Raw genomic sequence first — 24,997 nt, forward strand, 5'->3', positions numbered from 1 at the left:
GGGGCGCTTCGACAGTCTCTTTTCAAAGGAATGGTTCGATGACCCACTTCAACACCGCCTTCTCCGCCTCTTCGAAGACCGACTCCGCCTTCGACGACCTGACCGCGTCCTTGGGGGATGCGCGTCCGCACCCCACCGAGGACGCCCTGATCCAGCTGGGGCGCGCGCTCATGACCGAGCTCGTGGACGTGATCTCCGACACCGCTCTGGAGGACTATCAGACGATCCTCGGCGAAGCGCTTATCGGCGCCTTCCACTCGGCCGCGGGACGGATTGAACGGGACGCCGACCGCGCCCGTGACGCGATGCGCGCCCTGGATCGGGATTTCGACGGATCGGAAGCGGCCGATGTCGAACTTCAGGACGCAACGGCGAAAGCGAGATCCGGAGATGCGGCGACGCAGGCCTGCGAACTGATCCGGGATGCGGCCTCCGAAACCTGGACGATCGCGACCGGGGAGGTCTGGACCGCCTGGCGGGGATCACGGCGCGGCACCCATCTGACGGCGGCGCAGCTGGAGGCGAAACAGGCGATCCGGGCGATCCGGAATCGTCGGTCCGGAGAGGCCGATCCGGGCGGTCCGGTCGTCGCCTTCCGGGGCGCGCCGATGGCGGACACGGCCGAGGACGCCGGGCGGATCTTCGACGCCCTCAACTGGGCTAAGGGGGAGTGGCCGGACATGGCTCTGGCGACGACCGGGGCGAAAGGCTCCGAGAAGCTGGCGATCAAATGGGCCCAGCAGAAGGGGGTGAAGCTGATCCTCGCCCGGGCGGATTTCGACAGGAACGGAAAGGCGGCTCCCTTCCGGGCGAACGACGAGTTGATCGCGCTGGAGCCGGAGGTCTGCCTGACCCTGGTCCATTCGCTGGCCGGGGTGCGGGAGGATCAGCGGCCGTTCGGACCGGCGCTCAACCTCGGCCAGAAGGCGATGGAGAACGGGCTGCGGCACGTGCCCATCAAGGCCCGGGCCGCCTGAGACATCACGATCTGGATCAATGACCCGCTCGGCTTCGGCCGGGCGGGATTTTTCTTGTCATCCGGCGGACCCGAAGCGGTCTGAACGCCGGGGTCGCCTGGGTCTTGCCGAGGTTTGATCGGCTGTGTTCACTGTTGGAGAGGCTGGTTGGAAATCGTCAGATTGAGGGCTTAGGGCAAGATAAAAGAGGGGTTTTGGCCTTCTGTTTTCCTGAGCCCGGGCAGACACTTGCGAGGATTGCGGAGACCGACGTCGACTTGCGCTGAGTTGACGCCTGATTCCGCGACGACGACAGGCCGGAGCCCCGATCATGCAGGTCCGAACCGCCATTGAGGTACGCCTCGCCCAAGCGTCAAAGGATGACGTCTCGACCTTGAAAGTGCGCCTTCCGCAGAGGTTGAAGTCGGACAAGACCAGCGTCCGGATCGCCATGTTCCAGAGGCTCGCGGCCTCGCGCCTGTTCGCCTACGGGGACCGCGCCGGGTGTCTGCGCGCGGCCCAGAACCGCTCGGGTCGTCCCTTCCGTCTCGACGTCCGGCAGCGCGTCACGGTCAAGGCGCTGGTGTCCCGGCACATGGGCAAGGGGTTCGCCCGGGGCGCGGCGCTCGCCGCCCATATCGCCTATCTCGGCCGCATGGGCGCGGGCGAGGACGGCGAGCGCGCGGCCTTTTTCGGACCGGTGCGTGAGAGGGTCGATCCGACCGGCGCCACGGAGTGCTGGGCGAAGGACAGGCACCATTTTCGCTTCATCATTTCACCCGAGCACGGCGATCGGATTTCGGACCTCCAGGGCTTCGCCAGGGAGGTCATGTCGAGGGTCGCCGACGACCTTGGAGAACCGGGTCTGAACTGGATCGCCGTCTGCCATTTCGACACCGACCAGCCGCACGCCCATGTGCTTGTGCGCGGCCGGAGAAGCGACGGCCGGGACCTCGTGATTCCGCGCGACTACATCGGCTACGGCTTTCGCGCCCGGGCCCAGGAAGTGGCCCAGGAGCGGCTCGGCGACCTCAGCCGTCAGGACGCCGAACGGCGGGTCTGGCGTGAGACCGAGGCCGACCGGTTCACCGCCTTCGACCGCCGTCTCCTGGCAGCTGCGGACAACAACGGCTGTGTCGATGACGGGATCGGGGGCACTGACGCCTGGACGGCGCTGACCCGGGGACGGTTGCGCCATCTGGAGACCCTGGGCCTCGCCGAACGAACAGGGCGGCGCTTCCGGCTGGCCCCGGATATGGAAGCCCGACTTCGGAGGCTGCAGCTCTCGAAGGACGTCATTCGCACCCTCAACCAACGGCGTCTTGACGGCGCGCGGTCGGCGGAACAGCTGGGCAAGGCGCCGGTCCAGGGCAAGGTCGTGAAGACCGGCTTCCACGACGAACTGGGCGGCTCCGCCTATGTGGTGGTGCGCGCCGCTGACGGCTCCGAACACTATGGGCGGCTGGGTGTCGGCGAGACCCCGCCAACCGTGGGAAAAGCGGTCACGCTTTCGCTCGATGCGCGCGGCTTCGCCCAGGTCCTCAGCGGCAAGCATCTGGGTCAGGATCTGGGTCGGTGACGATTTGCCGAACTCATGCCGCTTCCGGGAAGACCTTCTCGACAGACAGGCTGCCTTCCGGCAGGGGGCGCAGCAGCTCGGCCTCGGGTTTGCGCAGGTCCAGCCAATCGAGGGCCGCATCGGGTCTCAGCAGGACGATCTGGCGGTCGTGGTAGGGGGCGATGTCCGGTCCCGGCTCGGTGGTCAGCATGGCGAAGGCGCCGTCTCGAACCAGGCCGGCGACCCAGAAGATCGGCGCGTCGGCCATGGTGAACCGCCACTTGGTCTTGCGCTTCTGACCCGGCTCGGCATCGGTGAACTCGAAGAAGCCGTCGGTGGGGATCAGGCAGCGGGTGACGCCGTCGAAGGATCGACCGTCGGATCGGAAGTTGAACACGGGTCTTCCCTGTGGCGACTTCCAGGCCCAGGGCGACACGATCAGCTGCGAGCCATCGGGGCCTCGCGTGATGATGGGCGCCCGGTCGCCGATACGGATCGAGGCCATGGGTCCGAAGTTGGGCATGCCGCCGGGAAAGACGAGACGGTCGCCGGTTCGGTTGAAGGTCTCGATCACCTCGTCGAACGGCAGGATGAGCTGATACTCGTTGCACATGCGGACCTCCGTCTACCGCCCCATTGATCGCCGACTTCGCTGAAAAAGCCAGCGGCGACCGTCCCTGGCCGTCCTGGCGCGCGGTCCACAGGTCGTCCGGCGAAGGGGATAAGAGATGAGCGAAGGTTGACTCTTCGCATCATACAGAACCAGAACATTACAGGAACATTCGTCAGCCTTGGGAACAGGAGGCTTCTCATGCGCGCCCGCCTGCCTGCCGGGCTCGACATCCTGCGCGATCGGATCCGCGCCCTTGAACAGGGCGGCCGGAACACCACCGGGGTGTTGCCCTTCGGCGTGAAAGATCTCGATCGCCATCTCCCCAGCGGCGGTCTTTCACTGGGCGCCGTTCATGAGATCGCAGGCGGCGGCGAGGAGGCCGTGGACGGCGCCGCAGCCGCCCTGTTCGCCGCAGGCATCGCCGCCCGGCGGCCCGGCCAGGTGTTGTGGTGCGTAACCCGCCCCGACCTCTTCGCACCGGCCCTGCGTCAGGCCGGTCTGGGGCCGGACCGGGTGATCTATGTCGAGGCCGGGGACGAGCCTTCCCTTCTCGCCTGTTTCGAGGAAGGCCTTCGTCATCCCGGTCTGGCCGCCGTCGTGGCCGAGACCGCCCGCCTCAGTCTCGTCGCGTCCCGACGGCTGCAACTGGCCGCCGAAGACTCGGGCGGCCTGGGTCTGGCGGTGCGCCGATGGCGACGGGCTTCGGAAGCCGCCGACTTCGGTCAGCACACCGCCTCCGCCACGCGCTGGCGCATCAGCCCGGCCCCCTCCTCGCCCTTGCCCGTGCCCGGCGTGGGGCGGGCGCGCTGGTTCGTCGAACTCATCCGTTGTCGCGGCGCCGAGGCCGCGGATTTCACCTTGGAAGCCTGTGATGAGACGGGTCGTCTCGCTCTACCTGCCGAACTGGTCCGTCGATCGTCTGCGACGCGGACTGGCGGACGTCGCGCCGCCGCCTGAGCTTCCCCTGATCCTCGCGGGTCGGTCCGGGCGCCGTCGGATCGTGCTCGCCGCCAACACGGCGGCGCTGGCCCAGGGCGCACGCGTCGGCATGGCGGCGACCCAGGCTCAGGCCCTCATCCCCGGCCTCGACGTTCGGGTGGCGGATCCGGCGGGCGACGAGGCCGCGCTCGGTCGTCTCGCCGTCTGGGCCATGCGCCGGTACGCCCCCGTCTGCCAGCCCGATCCGCCGGATGGCCTCGCCATCGACGCCACCGGGGCCGCCCACCTTCAGGGCGGGGAGGCCGCCATGCTGGCGGACATGATCCTACGCCTGAAGGAGGAAGGCATTGAAGCCGACGCCGCGATCGGTCCGACCTATGGCTCCGCCCATGCCGTGGTCCGCTTCCGACGCGCGCACCGTATGATCGCGCCCGACGCCGTCGACGCCGCCATCGCAGGATTGCCGCTGGCGGCGCTGCGGCTTCCGGAGGCGTTGATCGCGCATCTGCACCGGATGGGCTTCGACCGGATCGCCGACGTCGCACATCGGCCTCGCGCGCCTCTCACGCTCCGGTTCGGTCATGACCTCGGCCGTCGCATCGACCAGGCCTACGGGCGTGTGGACGAGCCGCTCGTCCCGGTCGAGGCGCCGGAGATCCCGACGGTGTCGCGGGTGTTCGGGGAGCCGATCGGCGCGCCGGAGACCCTCGAGCGCCATGTCACGGCGCTCGCCTCGGAACTGTGCGCGGCGTTGGAGATCCTGAGCCTGGGAGCCAGACGGCTGGACTGGTTGTGCGTCCGTGTCGACAACCGGGTCGAGGCGCAGAGGGTGGGCCTGGCCCGACCGACCCGGGATGCGGCCCGGCTGTCGCGCCTGCTGACCGACCGGATCGAAAAGATCGATCCGGGGTTCGGCATCGAGCGCATGACCCTGTCCGCAGTCCAGGCCGAACCCCTCGATTGGCGGTGGGGCAAGAGCGCCTTGGGCGAGACCGAGGGGCCAGACCTGTCGGATCTCGTCGATATGCTGTCCAACCGCATCGGCGCCCAGCGCCTGTATCGACTGGTCCCGGTCGAGAGCGACGTGCCCGAGCGCTCCGTCGGCAAGGCGCCGCCCCTTTCTGTCGCTCCGGTTCTGGACTGGACGCCGGATTGGCCGCGTCCCGCACGCCTGTTGAAGCGGCCCGAGCCCGTCGAGACCATGGCCCTGCTGCCCGACAATCCCCCGACCCACTTCACATGGCGAGGCGTACGGCGTCGGGTAGTCCGCGCGGACGGCCCTGAAAGGATATTCGGAGAATGGCGACGGCGGGACGCCGAGGTCTGGGCCGTTCGTGACTACTTCCAGGTTGAGGATGAGGTGGGGCGGCGGTTCTGGTTGTTCCGGGCTGGCGACGGCGAAGATGGTCGGACGGGGTCGCAAGCCTGGTTTATCCATGGACTGTTCGGGTGATCGATTGTCGCGTCAATCCGGGGTCACCTCGTTGGGCGCGTCGGGAGCGGCCTCGTCGGCCAACCAGTGCGAGGGGATGAGGAAATCGGCCTCGCCGCGCCAGTTGGCCACCTCTTTGACGCCCTCGATGTCGCCCCATGCATGATGGTCCGCATGATCCAGCACGATGATCTGCAGGCGGGAGTTGAACGACCCGTGCGCGCGAGCGAGGCTCGCGAAAATCTTGCGCGTACTCTCCAGATCGCCGAGCCGACCTTTGCGCCCACGAGCGGCGCCAATCGACTCTCCAGGCTCGTCAAGATCGGCTTCGCCGGTGACGATCTGTTCGAAGGTGTCGCTCGGGAAATAGACCTGGCTCGGCTGATCTATGACGAGGAAGGTCGGCACCGGATTGTTCTGGAGACGATTGAGGAAGACCCCGTGAAGCGCGAGCAGGGCGGCGAGATGGTAGGCCATCCAGTTCTCGCCGCTGCCGATTTCCCAGAGAAAATCCGCGCCCTTGGCGCCCTCGCGTTCGAACCGGAGATTCAGCTCGCGCTCATCGAGCATGGGCCGGCCTTCGGCGCCTTCGATCCCGAGATGCTCGATGAAGCGGACGATGTAGCTTGAGATACGGGCATGGACGTCCGAAGCGCGGCGGCGGCGTTCTTCGTCGTTGCCTTGCCGCTCGATATCCCGGATGTCGCCGCGAAGTTTGGCGACCTGGGCCTCCAGACCCTCGTCACCCTGGATATCCCCGAGCATGCGCAAGGCCTGTTCGGTCGATCCGATAAATCTGAAGATGTTCTCCAGGCTCTGCGACTGGCCGCGTTCCTTATCGACCTGCGCCTCGAACTCGCGTCGGGTGCGTTGCAGGGCCTGAAGATCGTTTTCCGCCTGAAGCAGGGAGCCCTGAACAGCGATAAGGTCACGATCAACCATAGGCCGAGCGGTCGTCGCGCCAGTCGAGAGGCTCTGCAGCTCAGCGATCGGGTCGTTCAGTTCCTCCAGGGCGTCTTTCGCCGCTTCGGTGTCCGATCCACACAGAACGCAGGACTCTCCCGCGACATGAGCCTTGAACCAGCCGACACCTTTCACGCTCGCCGACTGCTCAGCCAGCACATCGGCATAGTCGACCACCGCTCGGGAAAGGCTGCGCAGCTTGCGTAGGCGACGCCGTTCGGCGCCGATCTTCTGGTCGAGCGCCTGCTCCTGACGACGAATGTCGTCCAGCCGGGTCACCGCAGCCGTGACCCGGCCAGGAGCGGCGACAGATTGACCGCCGGCGGCGACCACCTCGGCGAGCACCGAGAGCAGCCCGCGCAGGTCTCCGGGCGGCTCTCCGGGCGGCACGAGACTGAGCTCCTGGGCGCGGAAGAAGGCGCCGCGTGCGTTTGCGCTCCAGTTGTCGATGGCGTTGCGCCGGGTCCGCAGCTCTGTCTCGACCTTGCGTAATTCGTCACGCAGCAGCCGAAGGCGATGGAGTCTCACCAAGTCTTCGTTGGTCACGATCCCCAAAGCGAGAGGCAGCACGTGGCGCAAGGTCTCGCGATGCTCCGAAGAGTCCGCCTTGAAGAAGAGCGTGTAGGGATTGGCCACGACATGTTGTGGCAGAAGGTTGAAGGCCGCCAGATCGCGGAAACTCGCCCGCCCGCCGAAGCCTTTGTCCTTCTCCGGATCGAGCGCCAGATTGGACAGGCCGGAATAGATGTCGAGCAGCGCTTTAAGACGCGCGACGTTGGAGTTCGCCGCCGGGCGCATGGGCAGGGGCTGCTCCACCTCAGGCCCCTGTTGCAGCCATATCTCCTCGGACACCTGACGCGCCGCCGGCTTAGGGCGGGCGATCCTCATAAGGCCGGCGTCGGTTTCGATGGTTAGTCCGAACCAAGAAACCGCGTTGCGGATCACACCGACAGCGATCGAGCAGGAGCCCGACCCGAGCACATAGTCGATGATGTTGACGATCGAGGATTTGCCAGTGCCGCTCCATCCGGTCACCACCGACACCGCGCCCGGGTCGAAGGTCAGCGTCCGGGGTTCGAAGCGAACGTCTTCCGGCCAGATGATGATTTCGCGGATGAAGAGCTTCATGGGTCAGAACTCGATGTTCAGCTGTCGCTGGGCGGCTTCAAAGCCGTCCATGGCGAACCAGGTCCCGAGCCGCTTGGCGGCGCTCAGGACGTGAGAGACCGGGGGGTCGAGATCCCGGATAGCTTGCGGAAGATCGGCGCCGCTCATCGCCCTGAAGCGAGGAAAGCCTTCTCCGCCTTCGCGGATCAGAAGGCCCGAGGCGACACCCACCTGCAGCGCCTTGAGCGCGGTGTCGGCATGCGCCTCCACACGGCGTTGCAGGCCGGCGAGCAAGTCGGGCCGCTCCACGACGGCTTTGAGGAACCCGCTGTCGAAATTCATGCCGTGGACCTTGTCCACCGTCGCGCGGTGAAGAAGCAGGGCGGCGCTGACCACAAAGATGGGCAGGATCGGCGGCGCGCCATGGGCTTTGCCGGCGTGGCGCTGGGCGACATGCCAGAAGGCGCTGGCCATCAGAGCCGGGTTTCTGGCCAGCAGTTCCTCGTGATCAATCTTCACCGGAGGGCTCCGGGGAATAGTTAGGGTCCCACCAGACCTGATTCTCGTCTGCCAGGCGGTGGTAGTGGCCGGACGTCATGTAGAGCTCGCCGCAGGGCTGACCATCCAGCGGTTCCTGGTGATCATAAGTGGCGTCGGCGAGCACGGCTTGTCCGATCTCCGTCGGCGGCTTGGGCTTCATCTCCCGGGTTCGGCGCCGCATCAAATTCTGCCATCGGGTGCGCAGGCGGTCACCCCGATCGCGCCATTCCCCGTCGGCGACCTCGCCCTCGATGACGAGCCGGTGCTTTTCGGCATTGAACTTCAGGAAATGATCGACGGCGTCGACAACATCCTCATCCTGGGCTTCGATCCGGCCGAGGTGCTCGACAAACGTCCGCGACAAGGCGCCGGCACGATCGGCGTCGGACACCCGTACATCCGAGGCCGCCCTCGGAAGAAGGCGGCTCCGCGCCTGGCGAGCCTGGAGGGCATCCTTCTGGAGTAGAATCGCGGCACGCGACACCATTCCGGGACGCCCGGCATTCCATTCCTCACGCACCAGCCGCGTCAGCCATCCGAGCAGGCCGTCCAGAATGTCCTCCGCATTCGCCCTGGGGCTCAAACCGAGGCCGTTCGCCATGGCGGCGCGATCCTCTGCCGGGTCGCCGGCCTCGACGATCTCGATGCGTCCGATCAGGTCGAGCAGTTCGTCGTCGGAGCGTTGTAGCACCCGGTCGATCAAGGCCTGCGCCTGTGTGACCTTGGTCGTTTTCTTGGACGGCGCCGTGCCTTCGGCTCGCAGGGCGACCAACACCTGCGCCGCGCTCGCCTCGCCAAGCTTGCGCTTCTTCAAGAGGGTGGAAATGGCCGTCTCCACAGGCCGATTGACGAAGAAGAGATATCGCTCGCAGGCGATCGCCTCAGGCGTCTCCTGCTGGAGCAACCAGATTTCCAGCGTGCGCCAGATCGCCTTGCTGCGGTCAGAGAGCAATCGGGCGCTGGGCGTCGCCGTGCTCTTGTCCTGTTCCTGAACGACGGCCTTACCATCCTTGAGGACGACCACGTCGTCCAGATGTTCCACGGCGATCACGGCCCCCACACCGGCATGGGCCAGATGGTGAAGCGCCCTTTCGAGTTGAAGGATGTAGCCGGCCGCCTGCGGCGCCGCCGTGTTGTTTATCGCCGCCAACCCCGACCCTAACTTCAACGGCGTTCCGCTTCGCCGGACAGCGGTTAGTTGTACGGATTCCTGCAAGAACGCCAATAGCTGGCTGGAACGAAGACTTTTTAATCCCGGCAGCCTCGACAGTTGGGATAGCGTCGGTCTGCGTTGCACGTCTAGATTATCGATCGGGCCGGAAGGGAGCGAGGGACGTGGAGCATTACACCAGCCGGGTGCGCGACAGCATCCTGCCCCTGTCCATCGCCAAAACCCTGCCTGCGGCGTTCCGCGAATGGCGGTTCACCGAGCGGACCGAGGACCACGGCGCGCCGGTCGAGACCTGTCGCCTCTGCGGTCAGGAAGGGCTCCGCTACCACTTCGAGATCGGCAACGAGCGGACCGACGAGACCCTTTGGGTCGGGTCACACTGCATTCTGAAGTTCGACGTCGCCATCGTCCAGGAAGGACGCCGACTGACGCCACAGGAGGCCAAGCGGCGACTGACCGAACTGACCAATGAGATGCAGCTCAAGGCCTGCATCGCCGCGCTGGAGAAGCTGGCTGCTGCGGAGAACAACGCGATCCTTGAAGGCGCGTTGGAATACTACAAGCGGCACGGGACATTGACGCCGAAATACGCAAACGTGGTCTTCTGGCGTCTGAAGACCAATGGGATCGACCACCAGCCCAGCTTCTTCAAGGTCGAGCTCAAACGTCAGCAGCACATCGACGATTTACAGTCGATGCCCACTGGACGCGTGCACAGGTTCTGGGCAGCGCTTAGTCCTGCCCAGCGAAAGAAGGCCATCGCCCTCGGTCACACGCCACCGCCCCCTGAATAAGAAAGTGATCTCGCTTTCCTGGCGTCGAAGAATGTGAACATAACGGGAACAAACCTCCCGTTGGGCCCATGTCGTACGTCGAACTCCAATGCGCGTCCCACTTCTCGTTCCTGAGAGGGGCGAGTTCTTGCGAGGAGCTGTTTGCCCAGGCGGCCGCCTGTGGGCTCGACGCGCTGGCGGTGACGGACCGGAACAGTCTGGCGGGCATCGTCCGGGCGCACGAGGCAGCGCGGGCGACCGGGGTTCGGCTGATCGTGGGCTGCCGTCTCGTGCTGGAGGATGGGGCGGAGATTCTCGTCTATCCCCGGGACCGGGCGGGCTACGCCCGGCTCTGTCGCCTGCTGACGGTGGGCAAGCGGCGGGCGGGCAAGGGCGGATGCCGGCTCGGGTGGGACGACCTGGAGACTTGGGGCGAAGGATGGATCGCCGTGCTGGTCCCCGACGGCCTGACGGCGGCGCGTCGGAACCTGGTGCATCTGGTCGAAGTCTTCGGCGACGACGCCCATCTGGCCCTGACCCTGCATCGGCGGCCGCGCGACCAGATGAGACTGCATCAGCTCTGCGAAGCCGCGAGGGCCGCGGCGGTGCGGACGGTGGTGACCAACGACGTTCTGTTCCACCATCCCGACCGCAGGATCCTGCAGGATGTCGTCACCTGTATCCGGGAAGGCTGCACCATCGACGACGTGGGCTTTCGCCGGAGCCGGACGGCCGACCGGCACCTGAAGCCGGTGGGCGAGATGCACCGACTGTTCGCGCGCTATCCGGAGGCCCTAGCGCGCACGGTCGAGATCGCCGATCTCTGCCGCTTCAGCCTGGACGAGCTGGCCTACCAGTATCCGCGCGAGGCGGCGGCGGGACAGACCCCGCAGGAGGCGCTGGAGGCCCTGACCTGGGCGGGGGCGGCGGACCGGTATCCGGAAGGCTTGCCTGACAAGGTGCGGGCGGCGCTGAAACACGAGCTCGGACTGATCGAGACCCTGGGCTATGCGCCCTACTTCCTGACCGTTCACTCCATCGTCCGCTTCGCCCGCAGCCGGGACATCCTGTGTCAGGGGCGAGGGTCGGCCGCCAACTCGGCGGTCTGCTTCGTGCTGGGCGTCACCTCCATCGATCCGGGGCGCAACGACCTCCTGTTCGAACGCTTCGTCAGTCAGGAGCGCAAGGAGCCGCCGGACATCGACGTCGACTTCGAGCACGAGCGCCGCGAGGAGGTGATCCAGTGGATCTATGACACCTATGGGCGGGACCGGTCCGCCCTGTGCGCCACCGTCATCCGCTACCGCTCGCGCGGCGCCCTGCGCGATGTCGGCAAGGCGCTGGGCCTGACCGAAGACCTGATCAAGACCCTCTCGTCCCAGGTCTGGAGCTATTCGTCGGAGGGGGTCGAGGATCGGCACGCCGAGGAGCTGAACCTCAATCTGGAGGACCGGCGTCTGAGGTTGGCGCTGGACCTGTCACGACAGCTGATCGGGTTTCCGCGCCACCTGTCCCAGCATCCCGGCGGGTTCGTCCTGACCGACGACCGGCTGGACGATCTCGTGCCCATCGAGCCGGCGGCGATGAAGGATCGTCAGGTGATCGAATGGGACAAGGACGACATCGACGCCTTGAAGTTCATGAAGGTCGATGTCCTGGCGCTGGGCATGCTCAGCTGCATGCGGCGCGGTCTCGACCTGTTGCGCGATCACAAGGGCATGGATCTGGACCTGGCCTCCATCCCGGCCGAGGATCCCAAGACCTACGCCATGATCCGCAAGGCCGACACGCTCGGGGTCTTCCAGATCGAAAGCCGCGCGCAGATGGCCATGCTGCCGCGCATCAAGCCGCGCACCTTCTATGACCTGGTGATCGAGGTCGCCATCGTGCGACCGGGCCCCATTCAGGGCGACATGGTCCATCCTTACCTGCGGCGCCGCGAGGGGAAGGAGCCGGTCGTCTTTCCCAAGCCGGAACTGGAGGAGGTTCTGGGCAAGACGCTCGGCGTGCCCCTGTTCCAGGAGCAGGCGATGCGGGTGGCGATCGAATGCGCCGGATTCACCGCGTCGGAAGCCGATCAGCTGCGCCGCGCCATGGCGACCTTCAAATTCACCGGCGGGGTCAGCCACTTCAAGGACAAGCTGGTCGGAGGGATGGTCGAGCGGGGCTATACGGCCGAGTTCGCGGAGAAGACCTTCAGCCAGCTGGAAGGCTTCGGATCCTACGGCTTCCCGGAAAGCCATGCGGCGTCGTTCGCCCTGATCGCCTACGCCTCCTCCTGGCTCAAGTGCTGGCATCCCGATGTCTTCTGCGCCGCCCTGCTCAACGCCCAGCCGATGGGGTTCTACGCGCCGGCCCAGATCGTGCGGGACGCCCGCGAGCACGGGGTCGAGGTGCGGCCGGTCTGCGTCAATGCCAGTCGCTGGGACTGCACCCTGGAGCCCACGGAGCGGGAGGACCGGTTCGCGGTGCGGCTGGGACTGCGCATGGTGCGGGGCCTGGCCAACGGGGACGCGGCCCGGCTGGTGACGAACCGCGGGGATCGGCCCTTCGCCGGCATCGACGATCTGTGGCGACGGGCCATGACGCCCGTCGGGGCCCTGACGCGACTGGCCGAGGCCGACGCCTTTCTGGAGGGGCTCCGCCTGTCCCGCCGCGACGCCCTGTGGTCGATCAAGGCGCTCCGCGACGATCCCCTGCCGCTGTTCGCGGCGGCCTCGGCGGAGGCCGGCGAACTCGTGCCGGAGGTGGATGAGCCTGATGCTGCCCTGCCGGCCATGCCCGCCGGTCAGGAGGTGGTGGAGGACTACACCCATGTGGGCGTGACGCTGCGGGACCACCCGCTGGCCTTCCTGCGCGACGAACTCCAGGTCCGGCATGTGATGACCTGCGCCGACGGGACGGCCATGCGCGACCGCCGCCTGACCCGGGTCGCCGGCCTCGTTCTGGTCCGTCAGAAGCCGGGATCGGCCAAGGGGGTGATGTTCATCACCATCGAGGACGAGACCGGTGTGGCCAATCTAGTGATCTGGCCGAGCCTCTACGAGCAGCAGCGGCGGGTGGTGCTGGGCGCCAGCCTGCTGGTGGTCGACGGCAGGGTGCAGCGCGAAGGCGAGGTGGTGCACATCGTCGCCGAGCGGCTGCACGACGGCTCGGACCTCTTGGCGTCGCTGGGCCGGAGGGGCGAGTTCCGGTTGCCGCATGGGCGGGGCGACGAGGTCTATCGGGGCAGTAAGCCGGACGCCCGGACACCCAAGGCCCGGGACATCTACATTCCGGACCTGTCGCTCGAGGGCATTCGAGTCAGGACGCGGGACTTTCGGTAGGCATGAGATCGCACCACTTTCCCAGCCGCCTACGGCATCCTAAAGCTCCGCATTAAGGACGAGACCAACCCCGGGGCTATTTGATGGACAAGATGGAGTGGGCAGTCGAGAGCCTGGAGTATCTTCGTAAAGCCCGCATCGCGATCGACGATGAGTTTCGCGGCGCCATGCAAGATGCGAAGGGCTACCCAGGGTCCTGGAAGGATCCATGGCATGGCACATCGCGCGATATCATTTCCAATCTCTACCACTACTCCGAGGAGTTTGTGGCGGACGTCCGGATCCCAAATGAGATGTTCGCCTCACCTGAGCGATTTGAGCAGGGGCTCGTAGCGTACCGGGCTTTCGTGCAGGCAATGGTCGACGACCTCGACGAGGAGCAGGCCGCCTACGAACTCAAGCACAAGATCGTCGGCGCACCACACATCGTCGACGTCGCCCGCCGGCAGGTTTTCCACGTTCTCGGAGCCATTGATTACACCTTGGCACGCAAACCCTCGCCACCCGCTGCCACAGTCAGTTCCGAAACCGCGGATCTGGACCTGATCGTCACACTTGCCCGCCGTTTCCACGAGAGTGTCCTTGCTTTGAAGACCCACCCGCACGGTGGAGCGGTTTATGCCATCAAGGACGAGTGGGACTGCCAATACCTGTTCCGCTCGATCCTCGCCGCCTACTTCCCGGATGTGCGTGAAGAGGAATGGAGCCCATCCGTCGCCGGCAGCGCGTCGAGGTGCGAGTTCTTTCTCAAACCGCTGCGGGCGATGGTGGAACTCAAATACGTCCGCAAGTCCGACACGACCAAGATCAAGAAAGAACTCGCCAACGACTTTGTCGATTACGGCGGTAACAGCGAAGTCGACCGGCTCATCTGCCTCGTTTACGATCCCGACAACCACCTGAAAAACCCTGCAGGCTTCCAGTCCGATCTGTCTAAACCACGGACCGGCCTGATTGACGTGAAGGTCATCGTCTCTCCACCGCGATGAGGGGTGATGCCGCAGGCGTCAGTGCATTTCGGACCGATGCATGGGCGGTGGCGGCTCGGTCATATCCAGGCTGTCGATCATGATGTCGATTTCCGCCTGCACAACATCGAGGTCACGCCCTTCGAACATCTGTTCGGCGGCCTCACGCCAAGCCGCTCGGAGCAACTCTCGGGCATCGTCGGGTAACATATCCTCGAGATAGTGGAGGCCGCGCTCCGCGAGCAGGCGCTGGGCGACCACGCCGGCGCGCGTCGCAATATCTCCTGCGGGGGCCGCGTCGCCGGCCGCACCTCGCTTCAGTGACTTTGTGCGCCTTGGCATGACGAAGGATGTCCCGGCTAGGCGTGTCCGCGCACAGCCGCGTCGGCCAGCACGCGCGCGCGGAAAGACTCGAGATCGAATCCGACTGTGTGATCATCGATCGCCAGAAGCGGCTCAACTGCCGCGGCAGCCACTACGTCGGCATGTATGTAGTCAGCGCCTTCGGCGTCCCCCGGAAGCGTCCAGGCTCGCAGACCACGATCATCATGCAACCGCGCGAGCGCCTCCAGCCGAAGCTGAATGGCAAAGGCATTAAGCGCTGCCTCATCCGCTTCGTCACGCTCCTCGAGTAGTCTGAACAGGCGGAAGGCGCGACCTTCGAACGAACCACGTTGATCCGCAGGCAGTTCGCCGATGGCTTCCAACGACGCCGCAAAAAGCTCGGGCGATACCTCGGCGCTCATGGCTCGATCCGTGAAGCTAGACATGCAGTTCCCCTGAACGGCTGTGGTTCACCAGTATGGGCGTAAAAGCCCGCTCGACTATGTCCGCACTCGAGGGCAACGCCAAGGCCACCTTCATTCACCACCGCTTGATGTCTTGCTTCTCCGCGGGATCCAAGAAAAACCGAAGTTCATAAGCGACCCATCTCACAAGGCTGTGATCGATTTCCTTACTCAGAACCAGATCGGAACAGGCCGAAACAGATCGAACAGGTCACCTATTCATTCCGTCCATCAGTTCTCTACGTCCGCCGGTTGCGGTTTATTTCCGTCGATGCTTGCTTGGTTGCAGTTCTGGTTCAGACGGAAAGGAGCGCCACATGGCCGGTCTACATCTTCACGGAACTGAGGAAATGCTGCTGACCCGCAAGGAAGCGTCCACCGAGCTTCTACGTATGGGCATCCGCCGGTCACCGTCGACACTGGCGAAGGTGTTCTGCACCCGGTCTGACGGACCGCCCTGCACCCACCTCGGGCGGACCCCCTACTACCCCAAGAGCCTGCTGCACGAGTGGGCGCGCAGCCAGCTCTCGGGCCTCCGGTCTTCGTCGAGCCAGCCTCGCCAGGCCGGACATTGGGGCGAGGCCGCTCACGAGGGCGCCTAGCTCCCCAGTCCATCGCGACAACTTCGGCCGCCCGGCGACCCGCCGGGCGGCCGTCTTTCAATGGGCCGTCTGTCCGTCTTCAACCGACCAGCCCGCGAGAGAGGCGGCGACGCTCTCGCTGATCCTGTCGGCGGCGGCACGGACCGGGTCGTCCGCCAGGTGGGCGTATCGACTTGTGGTGCTGACGTGACTGTGGCCGAGCAGCTTGCCGATGAGCTGAAGCCCTTCGCCGCCGGCCAGCCCGGCGCTCGCGAAGCTGTGCCGAAGGTCATGGATCCGCAGGTCTTCCATCCCGGCGCGTTTGCGGATGCCGACCCAGGCCCAGTCGAGATTGGCGATCGGACGCTTGGGATCCTTCCGATCCGGGAACACGTAGATGCTCCCGTTCGAGAGCAGGCCCTCGATCAGCTTCAGCGCCGCGCTCCCGAGACGGATCACCTTCGCCCCGGTCTTGGAATCCTCCAGCCGGAGCATCCCCATGGTGCGGTCGATCTCCGACCACTTGAGCCTGGCGATCTCGTTCTTGCGGGCGCCGGTCAGCGCCAGCAGGCGGATGATGTTGATGTGGCGCGGATCGCCCCCATGCTTCTCGAGCTCCGCCAGGACATCGCCGAGCCGGGCCAGTTCGGCCGGGGAAAGGAAGCGGTCCCGACGGTTGTCCTTGTAGCGTTTCACCCCTCGCGTGGGGTTGGTCTTCACGAACTCCCGCTCAACGGCGAACGTGAAGATACCGCCCAGCAGTCCGACCGTGCGCGAGGCGGCATGAATACCGCCGCGAGTGTGCGGCGTCGCCTCTCCACGAATGCGTCCCGACCCGACATCGACCATCAGCCGCTCGATGTCCGCTCGGCCGATATCGGTGACCTTCATCTTGCCCAGGCGGGGTTTGATGTGGCGGGCGATGCGGATGCGATCGATCCGAAGGGTCGTCGCTTTCTTCATCGTCACGCCCTCCTTCATGTAGAGGTCGCAGAGCTCCGACATGGTCAGTTCTTCGCGTCGTTCGACTTTGGTCCCCTGAGGGTCACCACCTGACGCGACTTCGGCCAGTACAGCGGCCGCTCGTTCGCGGGCTTCCTCGGCGGTCACGACGCCATGGCGAGCGATGTGAAGGAGGCGGTCAGCGCCGCCGATCGTCCTGTATCGAACGACGTAGGTTTTGGTATCGCTGACGGCGACGCGCACCCCGAAACCCTTGAGCTGCGTGTCCCAGAGGGTGAAGCGCACCCCTTCAGACGTCAGGGCGTCGACCAGGCGTTTGGTGATCTTTCCGGACCTCGGGTTCTGAACCATTCGATCTCTCCTCGGGCCCACGAGGGGTCCCGTTTCTGGTCCCGGTTTTGGTCACCACATGGTCACCAGCCGGGAGGATTTCGGAGGATAATCGAGAAATCAGCGGTAAAAGAACGAACCCTGAACCTGCCCACCACAAGGGTGTTTGAGCCATTTCGAGCAACTGAAAAGAACCCTAAGGTTCGAGCTCTATGTCCCAATAAAGGTAGTCCAGCCAGCTCTGGTGCAGATAGTGCGGCGGGAAGCGTCGGCCGGCGTCCTGAAGCTGCCAGGCGTTGGGGCGATAGGGTTCGCGGCGGATCGGCATCATGGCCTGGCGCGGCGTTCGCCCGCCCTTGGCCAGATTGCAGGGGCTGCAGGCCGCGACGATATTGTCCCAGGTCGTGCGTCCGCCCTGTGAGCGCGGGATGACGTGGTCAAAGGTCAATTCAGCCGACTGACCGCAGTACTGACAGGCGAAGCCGTCTCGCAGGAAGACGTTGAAGCGGGTGAAGGCGGGGCTGCGGTCCTGATCCACATAGCTGCGCAGCGCAATCACGCTGGGAAGCTGCATCTCCATCGACGGGGAGCGGACGACCTTGTCATACAGGGACACCACGTCCACGCGGTCCTGATAGACCGCCTTTACCGCCTCCTCCCACGGCCACAGCGACAGCGGATAGTACGACAGCGGCCGGAAGTCGGCGTTCAACACTAACGCGGGAAAACCGGAGGGCGGTCGATGGAGAACCTGCATCAGGCCCTCCCGCGCGGACGGGGGGATTTTGAGGCGACAGAGGTGAGGACACGTCTCCTTCCCTAGTCTTGTGAGATCAGCCTACCCCTGATTCCCGCTCATCGCCATGACCAGTGTGCAGCGTTTTCGTGACGTCCTGCCTCAGACCCGGCGCGCGTGGGTCGGAAACCCCGGCAGGGTCCAGCCCCAGCGCAAGGCGGCCGCGCGCAGTAGGAAGCCCGACAGCGCCGCAACGATGGCGGCGGGCCAGACGCCGACGCCCGGCGCCCTCAAGACCATATAGACCGTCGCCGCCAGGATCGCGGCCGTGACGTTGATCTCTCGCCGCAGCAGGATCGACGGCTGACCCGCCAGGGTGTCGCGCACCACCCCGCCGAAACAGGCCGTCAACGTGCCCATGACGATGCAGATCAGGGCCGGCGCCCCGGCCGCCTCGGCCTTGGCCGCCCCCATCACGCCATAGGCCGCAAGACCCACCGCATCCAGCCACAGCAGGGCGCGGAAACGCCAGTCGCGCTGCCCCACCAGCCACAGGGCCGTCGAGGCGAAAAGGCAGACCGCCAGATAGCGCCAGTCCTGCACCCAGAAGACCGGCAGGCCGAGCAACAGGTCACGCAGCGTCCCGCCGCCCACGCCGGTGATGGCGCCGAAGAAGGCGAAGGTGACGACGTCGTGCTTCTCGCGCGCGGCGGCCAGGGCGCCGGTGGCGGCGAAAACCGCCACGCCGGCGAAATCCAGCGCGGTCAACACGGTCTGCGGATTGCGCAGCGGTTCGGTCAGAGCGGGATCGAGCGGGGTCATGCCGGCGCATCCAGCGCGATCTCGCCGCGCTTCACGCCCGTGTACCAGGCCCACAGCATATGGGTGGCGACCGCACGATAGGGCCGCCAGATCTCGGCGCGGGCATAGGCCCCCTTCTGATCGGGCCGCACCTCTGCGCCGTCCGCCCAACGGATCGCCTCCTGCAAGGCCACGTCGCCGCCGGGGAAGACATCCAGCCGCCCCTCGCACATCATCAGATAGGCCTCGGCCGTCCACAGGCCCACGCCCTTCAGCGCCGTCAGGGACGCGATCGCCGCCTCGTCATCCAGGTTGGCCAAATGCTCCAGATCGATCTCGCCCGCGATCTGCGCCCGCGCGATCCCCTGACCATAGGTCGCCTTCTGTCGCGACAGGCCCATGCCGCGCAGCTGCTCCAGATCGTGCGCCAGCAACAGCTCGGGCGTGATGTCGCCCATGCCTTCACGCAGCCGCGCCCAGACCGAAGCGGCCGAGGCCACCGACACCTGCTGCTCCACGATCATGCGGAACAAGCCTTCGAACCCGCCCACTCTCAACCGCCATTCCAGCGGCGGCGTCTGGGCGTCCACGCGCACGAGCGCCGGATCGGCGGCGACCAGCGCGCGACGCGCGGCGGCGATATCATCAGGCGTGGGTGCGAGCGGCATACGCCATGCTTACGGCCCGTCGCGCTTGTCGGAAAGAGCGGGGGCGCCGTTGAGGGCCGCAAACCGCTAAGGAGCGTCGTGATGTTCACGACCCGCTTCGCTCCATCGCCTACCGGCCGCCTGCACAAGGGCCACGCCTTTTCCGCCCTGACCGCCTGGACGGCGGCGAAGGCGGCGGGCGGGCGGTTCGTGCTGCGTATCGAGGATATCGATCCGACGCGATGCCGGCCGGAGTATGAGGCCGACATTCTACAGGACCTGGCCTGGCTGGGTCTGGACTGGGAAACGCCGGTCCGGCGCCAGTCCGATCATCTGGGTGACTACGCCTCCGCGATCGAGAATCTGCGGGCGCGCGGCCTGCTTTACCGGTGTTTCCGCACGCGCAAGGACATCCTGAACGCCATCGGCGACGCGCCGCACGGGGCGATGGAGGCGGCGAGGCCCGGTCCGCATTCAGCGGACGAGGAGGCGCACCTTCTGGCCTCGGGTGCTGCTTTCGCTTGGCGGCTGTCGCTGGACAGGGCGCGGGAAACTCTGGGCGAGCCGGCCTGGAACGGCCTGAGTTTCATCGAGCAAGGCGAGGGTCCGAACGGCGAAACCGGCGTCGTCACCGTCGATCCCCAGGGGGCGGGCGATGTCGTCCTGGCGCGCAAGGATACGGGCGTCGCCTATCATCTGGCCGTGACGCATGACGACGCCTTGCAGGGGATCACCCATGTGATCCGGGGCCGGGACCTGTTCGAAGCTACGCACGTGCAGCGGCTGATCCAGACCCTGATGGGCTGGCCGGCGCCGACCTATCGCCATCACCTGCTGCTGGCGGGGCCGGACGGGCGGCGTTACGCCAAGCGCGATCGCTCGATCACCCTGGCCGAGCTGAGGGCCGGCGGATTGACGGCCGAGGGCCTGCGCGCCGAGCTGGGCTTCAGCTCCGCCGGCTGAAGATGCGCGAGGCGCCATAGCCGGTCAGGGCGGCCAGCACGACGCACAGCACGCCGTACAGCCATGGCCGACGGTGGGCGAACTCATAGATGTCGCGCTCCAGCCCGACCTTTTCGACCGTCAGCGTCAGGTTCGACACCGACTGCGGCTCGCCGTCCTGAAACAGCCAGACCTCGGCGTAGTATTTTCCGGTGGGCGCGACGGTCGGCAGTTTGACCTCGGCGCGGAACAGGCCCCGGTCCACGAACTCGACCCCTTCGGAATCGGTGTCGTAGAGGGCGGCGGCTTCCTTCAGCCGGATCACCGCGCGGCGCCAGTCCAGATAGTCGTCGCCCAGACGACTGACCACCACATCGCGCACGCCGTAGCGGGTGACGGTGCGGCTTTCCTCGGGCGCGTCGATGCGCAGGTGATCGACGCCGACGCCCAGCCGGCGCAGCTGGCCGAAGTCCGCGATGTCGCTGAGCGGGCGCGTCGAGGCGGTCATGTAGAAGCCGGGCGCACCCTCGAACAGCACCGGCCGGCTGTTCAGCCAGACACCGGACGTGCGGGTCTTCTTGACCAGGCGGATCGGCGCGTCCGGCCCCCGCACCACCACCACGACGTCCGCCGGCTCTGGCGTCGGATTGAACACCGCGCCGTAGAGGACGATGGACGCGCCCCGGAAACTGCTGTCGACCCGGACCTGGGCGTCGGTCAGGGCGGCGGCGACACGCAGGTCGCCGGTCGTCGCTTCGGACCGATCGAGCGGCGGGGCCGCGACAGCGGGCGGAGGGGGAGGAAGCGCCTGCATCAGTCGGCGATCCCCGGCGCGATCATGAAGATGTCATTGGGCCGCACGAACAGATCCAGCCCCATCTGTATCCCGACCAGCAGAACGATCAGGCCTAGCGCCGCCCGCAGTTCCTCGGCGCGGAACCGCCCGGCGAAGCGCGCGCCGATCTGGGCGCCCACCACGCCGCCCAGCAGCAGGATGGTGGACAGGACGATGTCGACCGTCTGGTTGCGCCCGGCCTGAAGAATGGTGGTGATGGCGGTGGTGATGATGATCTGGAACAGGCTGGTGCCCACCACCGCGCCCGCCCGTATGCGCAGGATATAGAGCATGGCCGGCACCAGGATGAAGCCGCCGCCCACCCCCATGATGGCCGACAGGACGCCTGCGAAGACGCCCAGGCCGAACGGCGGCAAGGCGCTGATATAGAGGCCCGACTTGGGGAACTTCATCTTCAGCGGCAGACCATACAGCCACATCGGCCGCCGACGCTGCTTGTGCGGCGCAGGCAGCCCCCGGCGGCGGCGCAGGATCTCGGTCAGGCTCTCGTTCAGCATCAGAATGCCGATCGCGCCCAGGAAGACGAGATAGGACAGGGCCACGACCAGATCGGCCTGGCCCAGCAGGCGCAGGTAGCGAAACAGCTCGACCCCCGCCAGGGCGCCGGCCGCGCCGCCTGCCGCCATCACCGACCCCATCTTGAAATCGACCGAACCCGCCCCGGCATAGCGGATGACGCCCGACGTCGAGGAGGCAACCACGTGGCTGGCCTGGCTGGCGACGGCGACGGTCGGTGGGATGCCCAGGAACACCAGGATCGGCGCCATCAGGAAGCCGCCGCCGATGCCGAACAGGCCGGACACGAATCCGACCACCGCCCCCAGGATCACCAGGGTCGGCCAGTTCACCGAAACCTCGGCGATCGGCAGATAGATGTCCAAAGGACGCGCCTTCGGCTGGAGCGGACACAAGAATCGCCGTCAGGCGGGCGAGGTCGGGGACGACCGGGCGACCGATAGCCGCCCGGCGCCTAGGAATCTAGCCTGTCGCCTGGGTTTGGGCCTGAGACTGACCCTGCGACTGGGCCACGAAGGCGTCGGCGGCGGTGCGGGCCGCGCGCTGGGCCGTGGCGCTGGCCGTCGGACGCAGGCGCGTCACGGCGGCCTGGGCCTCCGCATCCCCGCCGCGCGCGGCGATCATGTACCATTTCAGCGCTTCGGTCGGATTCTTGGCCACGCCGTCGGCGCCGGTCTCATAGATGCGCGCGACATTGTACTGGCTGTCCGGCAGACCGCGCTCGGCCGCGTTCAGCAGCCAGGTCAGGGCCTCGGCCTGATTGGTCGCGCCACCGTCGCCTTCATAGAGCTGCATCCCATACAGATGCATCCCGCGCGGATCGCCGCCCTCGGCCGCGCGACGGCCCCACTGACGGCTTTGGGCCGGATCGGCGGGCACGCCATTGGCGCCGTCCAGATACAGCTGACCCAGATAGGTCTGGGCGGGGGCGTAACCCAGGTTAGCGGCGCGCTTCATGCCGTCCAAGCCAGAGTTGTCGCCGGCCTCCAGCTTGCCGATCGCCGCCTCATAGTCCGCCGCGCCGGGGCCGCCGATGTCGAAGGTCGCTTTCGGACCGGTCGGCGTCACCGCCGACGCGGCCAGCGGCATGGCGCCGTTTGTCGTCGAGCCGCCGCCGAAGCTGGGCATCTCGAAGTCCGGGGCGTCGCCGTCGGTCAGGGACAGATAGCCATATACGCCGCCGGTCAGGGCGACCGCCGTAACCGAAGCCAGAAACGCCTTCTTGACCGTCGATCCGTCCTTGGACGCCTGTCGGTCCAGCCGTTCCTGCAGCTTGGACTTGCCGCCGCGCTTCAGGCCGAAGCCTGACCGGGGCGCAGGTTCCGGTTCAGCCGGCGCGGTGATTGCAGCCCGGGCGGCGTCGATGGTGCTGCGGGTCGAGGCGGCGCGGCCGGCGGCGGCGGCGGCTTCCATGCTGGAGCGCAGCCGGCGCGGATCCACGAACTCGGTCTCGCCGCCGAAATCGTCGTCGTCCGCGTCCAGGGCGGCCGCGTCACGCTTTTCGGCCGGTGCGGTCGAGAAGCCCGGCGACGTCGCCTCCAGCGCATCCTCGACATCGGCGCCGCCGAAACCGCTGAAGGGCTGGATGATGGGTTCGACGCCGTCGGGATCGACCTGGCGCATCGGCATGTCGTCGGCCAGCGCCTCGACGGGCTCGGCCTCGGTCTGGACGACGGGCGCCGACGGGAAGGGCGCAGCGGTCGCGACTTCGGGCGTCACCGGATCGCTGGACCAGGCGTCATGGTCGGTGAAGGTCTCATCGGGGAAGGCGGCGGCGCGCCAGTCGCCTTCGATGGATGCGGACTGGATCGGCGCCTGTATGGTCGCCGAGGCGGCGCGTTCCAGCACCTGTCGCGCCGGGGTCCACGCGGGCTCATTGTCCAGCGGCTTGTCGCGGATCGGCGTCGGCGCGCGGGCGTCGATGCTTTCGCGGGCCTCGGCCAGCAGACGGGCGGTGCGCTCCTCGCTCAGACGCATCCGCTCGGCCAGTTCGCCCGAGGCGCGATCGTAGCGCTGCTCGATCTTGTCCGAGCTTTCCGACAGGCGTCGGCCGATGTCTTCGAGCGCCTGCTGCGAGCGGCGCTCGGACTGGGCGATGCGATCGCTGAGTTGGTCCGAGATGCGGGTGATCTCACCGCCCAGCTTCTCCAGCGCGATGGCGTGGCGATCGTCGCTGGCGGTCAGGCGTTGGTCGACGCGGTCGACGTGGCGGGCGAACTCCTGATCCAGACGCCCTGCGCGGCGGGCGACCTCGGTTTCAATGGTCTGGCTGACGACGTCGGCGGCGGCGCGGGCGACGGCTTCGGTGCGACCGTCGTTGTCCGTCTCGACCTTCTTGACCCGCGCATTCAGGTTGCGGGCGATGCGCAGGACCTCGCGGCCCATGGCTTCAAGACCGATGGCGCCCTTCTCTTCGGACGCCTTCAACTGATCGCCGACGGCCTGGACGGCGCGTTCGATGCGGTCGATGCGCGCGCCGGTTTCGGCGGCGTCCAGACGCTGCATCATTTCGGCGCGATTGTTGTCGATCTGACGCGACAGGCTTTCGGCCAGCTTCTCGAAACGGGCCAGGTCGCGCGCGCTTTCCGGCTCGACGCGGCTTTCGGCCGTCCGCATCCGCTGGTCCAGTGCGGCGAACGAGCGTTCCAGCGTCTTCAGGGCTTCGGTCGTGCGGTTCTGGGCCTCGTCCAGACGCGCGCTGACCTGGGCCAGCATTTCCGTGCCGACGCCGGGGCCGGCGGCCTTCTCGACCGCCTCCATCCGCTCGCGCAGATCGCTGACCCCCAGACGCTGGCGTTCCTCGATGTCGTACAGGCGCCCGGTCAGCGCGCCCAGGGAGGTCTCGATCTTGCCGAAGGCTTCCTGGGTCGACGGGCCGGTGTCGCGTTCGAAGGCGCGCAGGCGGCGATGCCCTTCGCGCAGTTCCTCGGCGATGTCGTCGATGCGGCGGGCGGCGCCCTGGGCCTCGGCCTCCTGGCCGTCCAGCCGGCGCATCAGGCCCGCGACGGCCTGATCCACGCCCTGAATGGCGACGGTCGAGCGACGTTCGGCGGCTTCCAGCCGTGCGGCGATCACATCGATGGAGGCGCTGATCCGCTGCTGGCTGTCTTCGACCTCATAGGCGTCGTCCAGACGACGGCTGCGGTTGCGGCGTTCGTATTCGGCGGCCTGGGAGCGACGCGGCAGGGTGGCGTAACCCTCCTCCTCGTCTTCCATGATCATGGAGTTGAGCCATTCGCCCAGCGTCATGCCGGACCGGCGCGCCAGATCCTTGGCGACCTCGCGTGCTTTGGGATCGATTCCCTTAACGCTCCACGGCGCTGCAGCGCTCACTGATTCGTCTCCCGGCCCATGCGACGAAGGCTATACCGTCAATATCGAGGGTGTAAACTGATGGTTAACCGCAATATCTAGCAGCGATATCCCAATCCTGTGGACATCACGCCAGACAGCCGGATTTGTGAATCATCTCGGTTAACGCGGCATGAAGA

Annotated in this window: 22 protein-coding genes; 9 read left to right on the top strand and 13 right to left on the bottom strand. The window is 66.6% G+C overall.

Going from position 1 to position 24,997, the window contains the following annotated elements:
* Positions 1 to 38: 38 nt before the first annotated feature.
* Positions 39 to 977 (top strand): DUF2493 domain-containing protein, encoded by a 939-nt coding sequence (locus tag A4249_RS11795; RefSeq protein WP_035307847.1) that lies wholly within the window; start codon positions 39 to 41, stop codon positions 975 to 977.
* Between the two features lie 310 nt (positions 978 to 1,287).
* Positions 1,288 to 2,535, top strand: coding sequence for a DUF3363 domain-containing protein (locus tag A4249_RS11800; RefSeq protein WP_035307850.1), 1,248 nt, complete (start codon positions 1,288 to 1,290; stop codon positions 2,533 to 2,535).
* A 13-nt stretch (positions 2,536 to 2,548) separates the two neighbouring features.
* On the opposite strand, the gene A4249_RS11805 is transcribed toward A4249_RS11800, so the two are convergent.
* Entirely contained in the window at positions 2,549 to 3,127 is a 579-nt protein-coding gene (locus A4249_RS11805; RefSeq protein WP_035307852.1) for an SOS response-associated peptidase family protein, read from the bottom strand.
* Between the two features lie 198 nt (positions 3,128 to 3,325).
* On the opposite strand from A4249_RS11805, the gene A4249_RS11810 reads away from it, so the two are divergent.
* Both A4249_RS11810 and A4249_RS11815 read left to right on the top strand, forming a co-directional pair.
* Positions 3,326 to 4,084 carry an ImuA family protein gene (locus A4249_RS11810; RefSeq protein WP_035307855.1) on the top strand — a complete coding sequence of 253 codons (759 nt, stop codon included), beginning with the start codon at positions 3,326 to 3,328 and terminating at the stop codon, positions 4,082 to 4,084.
* Positions 3,999 to 5,519: a Y-family DNA polymerase gene (locus A4249_RS11815; protein WP_054764214.1), complete on the top strand. Its 1,521-nt coding sequence runs from the start codon at positions 3,999 to 4,001 to the stop codon at positions 5,517 to 5,519. The genes A4249_RS11810 and A4249_RS11815 overlap by 86 nt, the downstream gene beginning before the upstream one ends.
* 12 nt (positions 5,520 to 5,531) lie before the next feature.
* Here the strand turns inward: A4249_RS11815 and A4249_RS11820 are convergent, their stop codons facing one another.
* The 3 genes from A4249_RS11820 to A4249_RS11830 are packed head-to-tail and all read right to left on the bottom strand — an operon-like array spanning position 5,532 to position 9,258.
* A complete protein-coding gene (locus tag A4249_RS11820) occupies positions 5,532 to 7,589 on the bottom strand; it encodes a DUF3732 domain-containing protein (protein WP_035307860.1) in 2,058 nt (685 codons plus the stop codon).
* Between the two features lie 3 nt (positions 7,590 to 7,592).
* On the bottom strand, positions 7,593 to 8,087 hold the full coding sequence (locus A4249_RS11825) for a three component ABC system middle component (protein WP_035307862.1): 495 nt from the start codon (positions 8,085 to 8,087) through the stop codon (positions 7,593 to 7,595).
* A complete protein-coding gene (locus A4249_RS11830; RefSeq protein ID WP_035307863.1) occupies positions 8,077 to 9,258 on the bottom strand; it encodes an ABC-three component system protein in 1,182 nt (393 codons plus the stop codon). The genes A4249_RS11825 and A4249_RS11830 overlap by 11 nt, the downstream gene beginning before the upstream one ends.
* A 185-nt stretch (positions 9,259 to 9,443) precedes the next feature.
* Here A4249_RS11830 and A4249_RS11835 point away from each other — a divergent pair, with 185 nt between their 5' ends.
* The 3 genes from A4249_RS11835 to A4249_RS11845 all read left to right on the top strand — a co-directional run bounded on the left by A4249_RS11835 (position 9,444) and on the right by A4249_RS11845 (position 14,367).
* Positions 9,444 to 10,073, top strand: a complete 630-nt coding sequence (locus tag A4249_RS11835) for a hypothetical protein (protein ID WP_035307865.1) — start codon at positions 9,444 to 9,446, stop codon at positions 10,071 to 10,073.
* Between the two features lie 68 nt (positions 10,074 to 10,141).
* Positions 10,142 to 13,378 carry an error-prone DNA polymerase gene (locus tag A4249_RS11840; protein ID WP_054764215.1) on the top strand — a complete coding sequence of 1,079 codons (3,237 nt, stop codon included), beginning with the start codon at positions 10,142 to 10,144 and terminating at the stop codon, positions 13,376 to 13,378.
* A gap of 83 nt (positions 13,379 to 13,461) precedes the next feature.
* Positions 13,462 to 14,367 carry a hypothetical protein gene (locus A4249_RS11845; protein ID WP_052005029.1) on the top strand — a complete coding sequence of 302 codons (906 nt, stop codon included), beginning with the start codon at positions 13,462 to 13,464 and terminating at the stop codon, positions 14,365 to 14,367.
* A gap of 18 nt (positions 14,368 to 14,385) precedes the next feature.
* Here the strand turns inward: A4249_RS11845 and A4249_RS11850 are convergent, their stop codons facing one another.
* Together A4249_RS11850 and A4249_RS11855 are read right to left on the bottom strand one after the other, a co-directional pair.
* Complete coding sequence (locus A4249_RS11850) at positions 14,386 to 14,607, bottom strand: hypothetical protein (RefSeq protein ID WP_035308709.1); 222 nt, start codon at positions 14,605 to 14,607, stop codon at positions 14,386 to 14,388.
* Positions 14,608 to 14,705: 98 nt separating this feature from the next.
* Positions 14,706 to 15,092 (bottom strand): hypothetical protein, encoded by a 387-nt coding sequence (locus A4249_RS11855; protein WP_054764216.1) that lies wholly within the window; start codon positions 15,090 to 15,092, stop codon positions 14,706 to 14,708.
* 359 nt (positions 15,093 to 15,451) lie between these two features.
* Between A4249_RS11855 and A4249_RS11860 the strand changes: the two genes are divergently transcribed.
* Positions 15,452 to 15,736: a hypothetical protein gene (locus tag A4249_RS11860; RefSeq protein ID WP_035308711.1), complete on the top strand. Its 285-nt coding sequence runs from the start codon at positions 15,452 to 15,454 to the stop codon at positions 15,734 to 15,736.
* 57 nt (positions 15,737 to 15,793) lie between these two features.
* Here A4249_RS11860 and A4249_RS11865 read toward each other — a convergent pair whose 3' ends face one another.
* The 4 genes from A4249_RS11865 to A4249_RS11880 all read right to left on the bottom strand — a co-directional run bounded on the left by A4249_RS11865 (position 15,794) and on the right by A4249_RS11880 (position 19,213).
* Positions 15,794 to 17,029, bottom strand: coding sequence for a tyrosine-type recombinase/integrase (locus A4249_RS11865; protein WP_035308713.1), 1,236 nt, complete (start codon positions 17,027 to 17,029; stop codon positions 15,794 to 15,796).
* Between the two features lie 175 nt (positions 17,030 to 17,204).
* Complete coding sequence (locus A4249_RS11870; RefSeq protein WP_026108602.1) at positions 17,205 to 17,765, bottom strand: HNH endonuclease; 561 nt, start codon at positions 17,763 to 17,765, stop codon at positions 17,205 to 17,207.
* Between the two features lie 141 nt (positions 17,766 to 17,906).
* Positions 17,907 to 18,566 (bottom strand): trimeric intracellular cation channel family protein, encoded by a 660-nt coding sequence (locus tag A4249_RS11875; protein ID WP_066552818.1) that lies wholly within the window; start codon positions 18,564 to 18,566, stop codon positions 17,907 to 17,909.
* Positions 18,563 to 19,213, bottom strand: coding sequence for a DNA-3-methyladenine glycosylase family protein (locus tag A4249_RS11880; RefSeq protein ID WP_066552820.1), 651 nt, complete (start codon positions 19,211 to 19,213; stop codon positions 18,563 to 18,565). Before A4249_RS11880 ends, A4249_RS11875 begins: the two co-directional genes overlap by 4 nt.
* Before the next feature lie 78 nt (positions 19,214 to 19,291).
* On the opposite strand from A4249_RS11880, the gene gluQRS reads away from it, so the two are divergent.
* A complete protein-coding gene (gene gluQRS, locus A4249_RS11885; protein WP_066552822.1) occupies positions 19,292 to 20,155 on the top strand; it encodes a tRNA glutamyl-Q(34) synthetase GluQRS in 864 nt (287 codons plus the stop codon).
* Here gluQRS and A4249_RS11890 read toward each other — a convergent pair.
* The 3 genes from A4249_RS11890 to A4249_RS11900 all read right to left on the bottom strand — a co-directional run bounded on the left by A4249_RS11890 (position 20,139) and on the right by A4249_RS11900 (position 24,839).
* A complete protein-coding gene (locus tag A4249_RS11890; protein ID WP_039244008.1) occupies positions 20,139 to 20,948 on the bottom strand; it encodes a TIGR02186 family protein in 810 nt (269 codons plus the stop codon). The genes gluQRS and A4249_RS11890 overlap by 17 nt on opposite strands.
* Positions 20,948 to 21,871 (bottom strand): sulfite exporter TauE/SafE family protein, encoded by a 924-nt coding sequence (locus A4249_RS11895; RefSeq protein WP_066552824.1) that lies wholly within the window; start codon positions 21,869 to 21,871, stop codon positions 20,948 to 20,950. Before A4249_RS11895 ends, A4249_RS11890 begins: the two co-directional genes overlap by 1 nt.
* A gap of 97 nt (positions 21,872 to 21,968) precedes the next feature.
* Positions 21,969 to 24,839, bottom strand: a complete 2,871-nt coding sequence (locus tag A4249_RS11900) for an SEL1-like repeat protein (RefSeq protein WP_231868700.1) — start codon at positions 24,837 to 24,839, stop codon at positions 21,969 to 21,971.
* Positions 24,840 to 24,997: the final 158 nt, after the last annotated feature.

Source organism: Brevundimonas sp. GW460-12-10-14-LB2 (genome assembly GCF_001636925.1).
In the GTDB taxonomy this organism is placed as follows: domain Bacteria; phylum Pseudomonadota; class Alphaproteobacteria; order Caulobacterales; family Caulobacteraceae; genus Brevundimonas; species Brevundimonas vesicularis.

Bases quoted from the DNA above. Each gene is read 5' to 3' on its own strand.
- A4249_RS11795 (WP_035307847.1), top strand. From the start codon at position 39: ATGACCCACTTCAACACCGCCTTCTCCGCCTCTTCGAAGACCGACTCC.
- A4249_RS11800 (WP_035307850.1), top strand. From the start codon at position 1,288: ATGCAGGTCCGAACCGCCATTGAGGTACGCCTCGCCCAAGCGTCAAAG.
- A4249_RS11805 (WP_035307852.1), bottom strand. From the start codon at position 3,127: ATGTGCAACGAGTATCAGCTCATCCTGCCGTTCGACGAGGTGATCGAG.
- A4249_RS11810 (WP_035307855.1), top strand. From the start codon at position 3,326: ATGCGCGCCCGCCTGCCTGCCGGGCTCGACATCCTGCGCGATCGGATC.
- A4249_RS11815 (WP_054764214.1), top strand. From the start codon at position 3,999: ATGAGACGGGTCGTCTCGCTCTACCTGCCGAACTGGTCCGTCGATCGT.
- A4249_RS11820 (WP_035307860.1), bottom strand. From the start codon at position 7,589: ATGAAGCTCTTCATCCGCGAAATCATCATCTGGCCGGAAGACGTTCGC.
- A4249_RS11840 (WP_054764215.1), top strand. From the start codon at position 10,142: ATGTCGTACGTCGAACTCCAATGCGCGTCCCACTTCTCGTTCCTGAGA.
- A4249_RS11845 (WP_052005029.1), top strand. From the start codon at position 13,462: ATGGACAAGATGGAGTGGGCAGTCGAGAGCCTGGAGTATCTTCGTAAA.
- A4249_RS11855 (WP_054764216.1), bottom strand. From the start codon at position 15,092: ATGAGCGCCGAGGTATCGCCCGAGCTTTTTGCGGCGTCGTTGGAAGCC.
- A4249_RS11860 (WP_035308711.1), top strand. From the start codon at position 15,452: ATGGCCGGTCTACATCTTCACGGAACTGAGGAAATGCTGCTGACCCGC.
- A4249_RS11865 (WP_035308713.1), bottom strand. From the start codon at position 17,029: ATGGTTCAGAACCCGAGGTCCGGAAAGATCACCAAACGCCTGGTCGAC.
- A4249_RS11870 (WP_026108602.1), bottom strand. From the start codon at position 17,765: ATGCAGGTTCTCCATCGACCGCCCTCCGGTTTTCCCGCGTTAGTGTTG.
- A4249_RS11875 (WP_066552818.1), bottom strand. From the start codon at position 18,566: ATGACCCCGCTCGATCCCGCTCTGACCGAACCGCTGCGCAATCCGCAG.
- A4249_RS11880 (WP_066552820.1), bottom strand. From the start codon at position 19,213: ATGCCGCTCGCACCCACGCCTGATGATATCGCCGCCGCGCGTCGCGCG.
- A4249_RS11890 (WP_039244008.1), bottom strand. From the start codon at position 20,948: ATGCAGGCGCTTCCTCCCCCTCCGCCCGCTGTCGCGGCCCCGCCGCTC.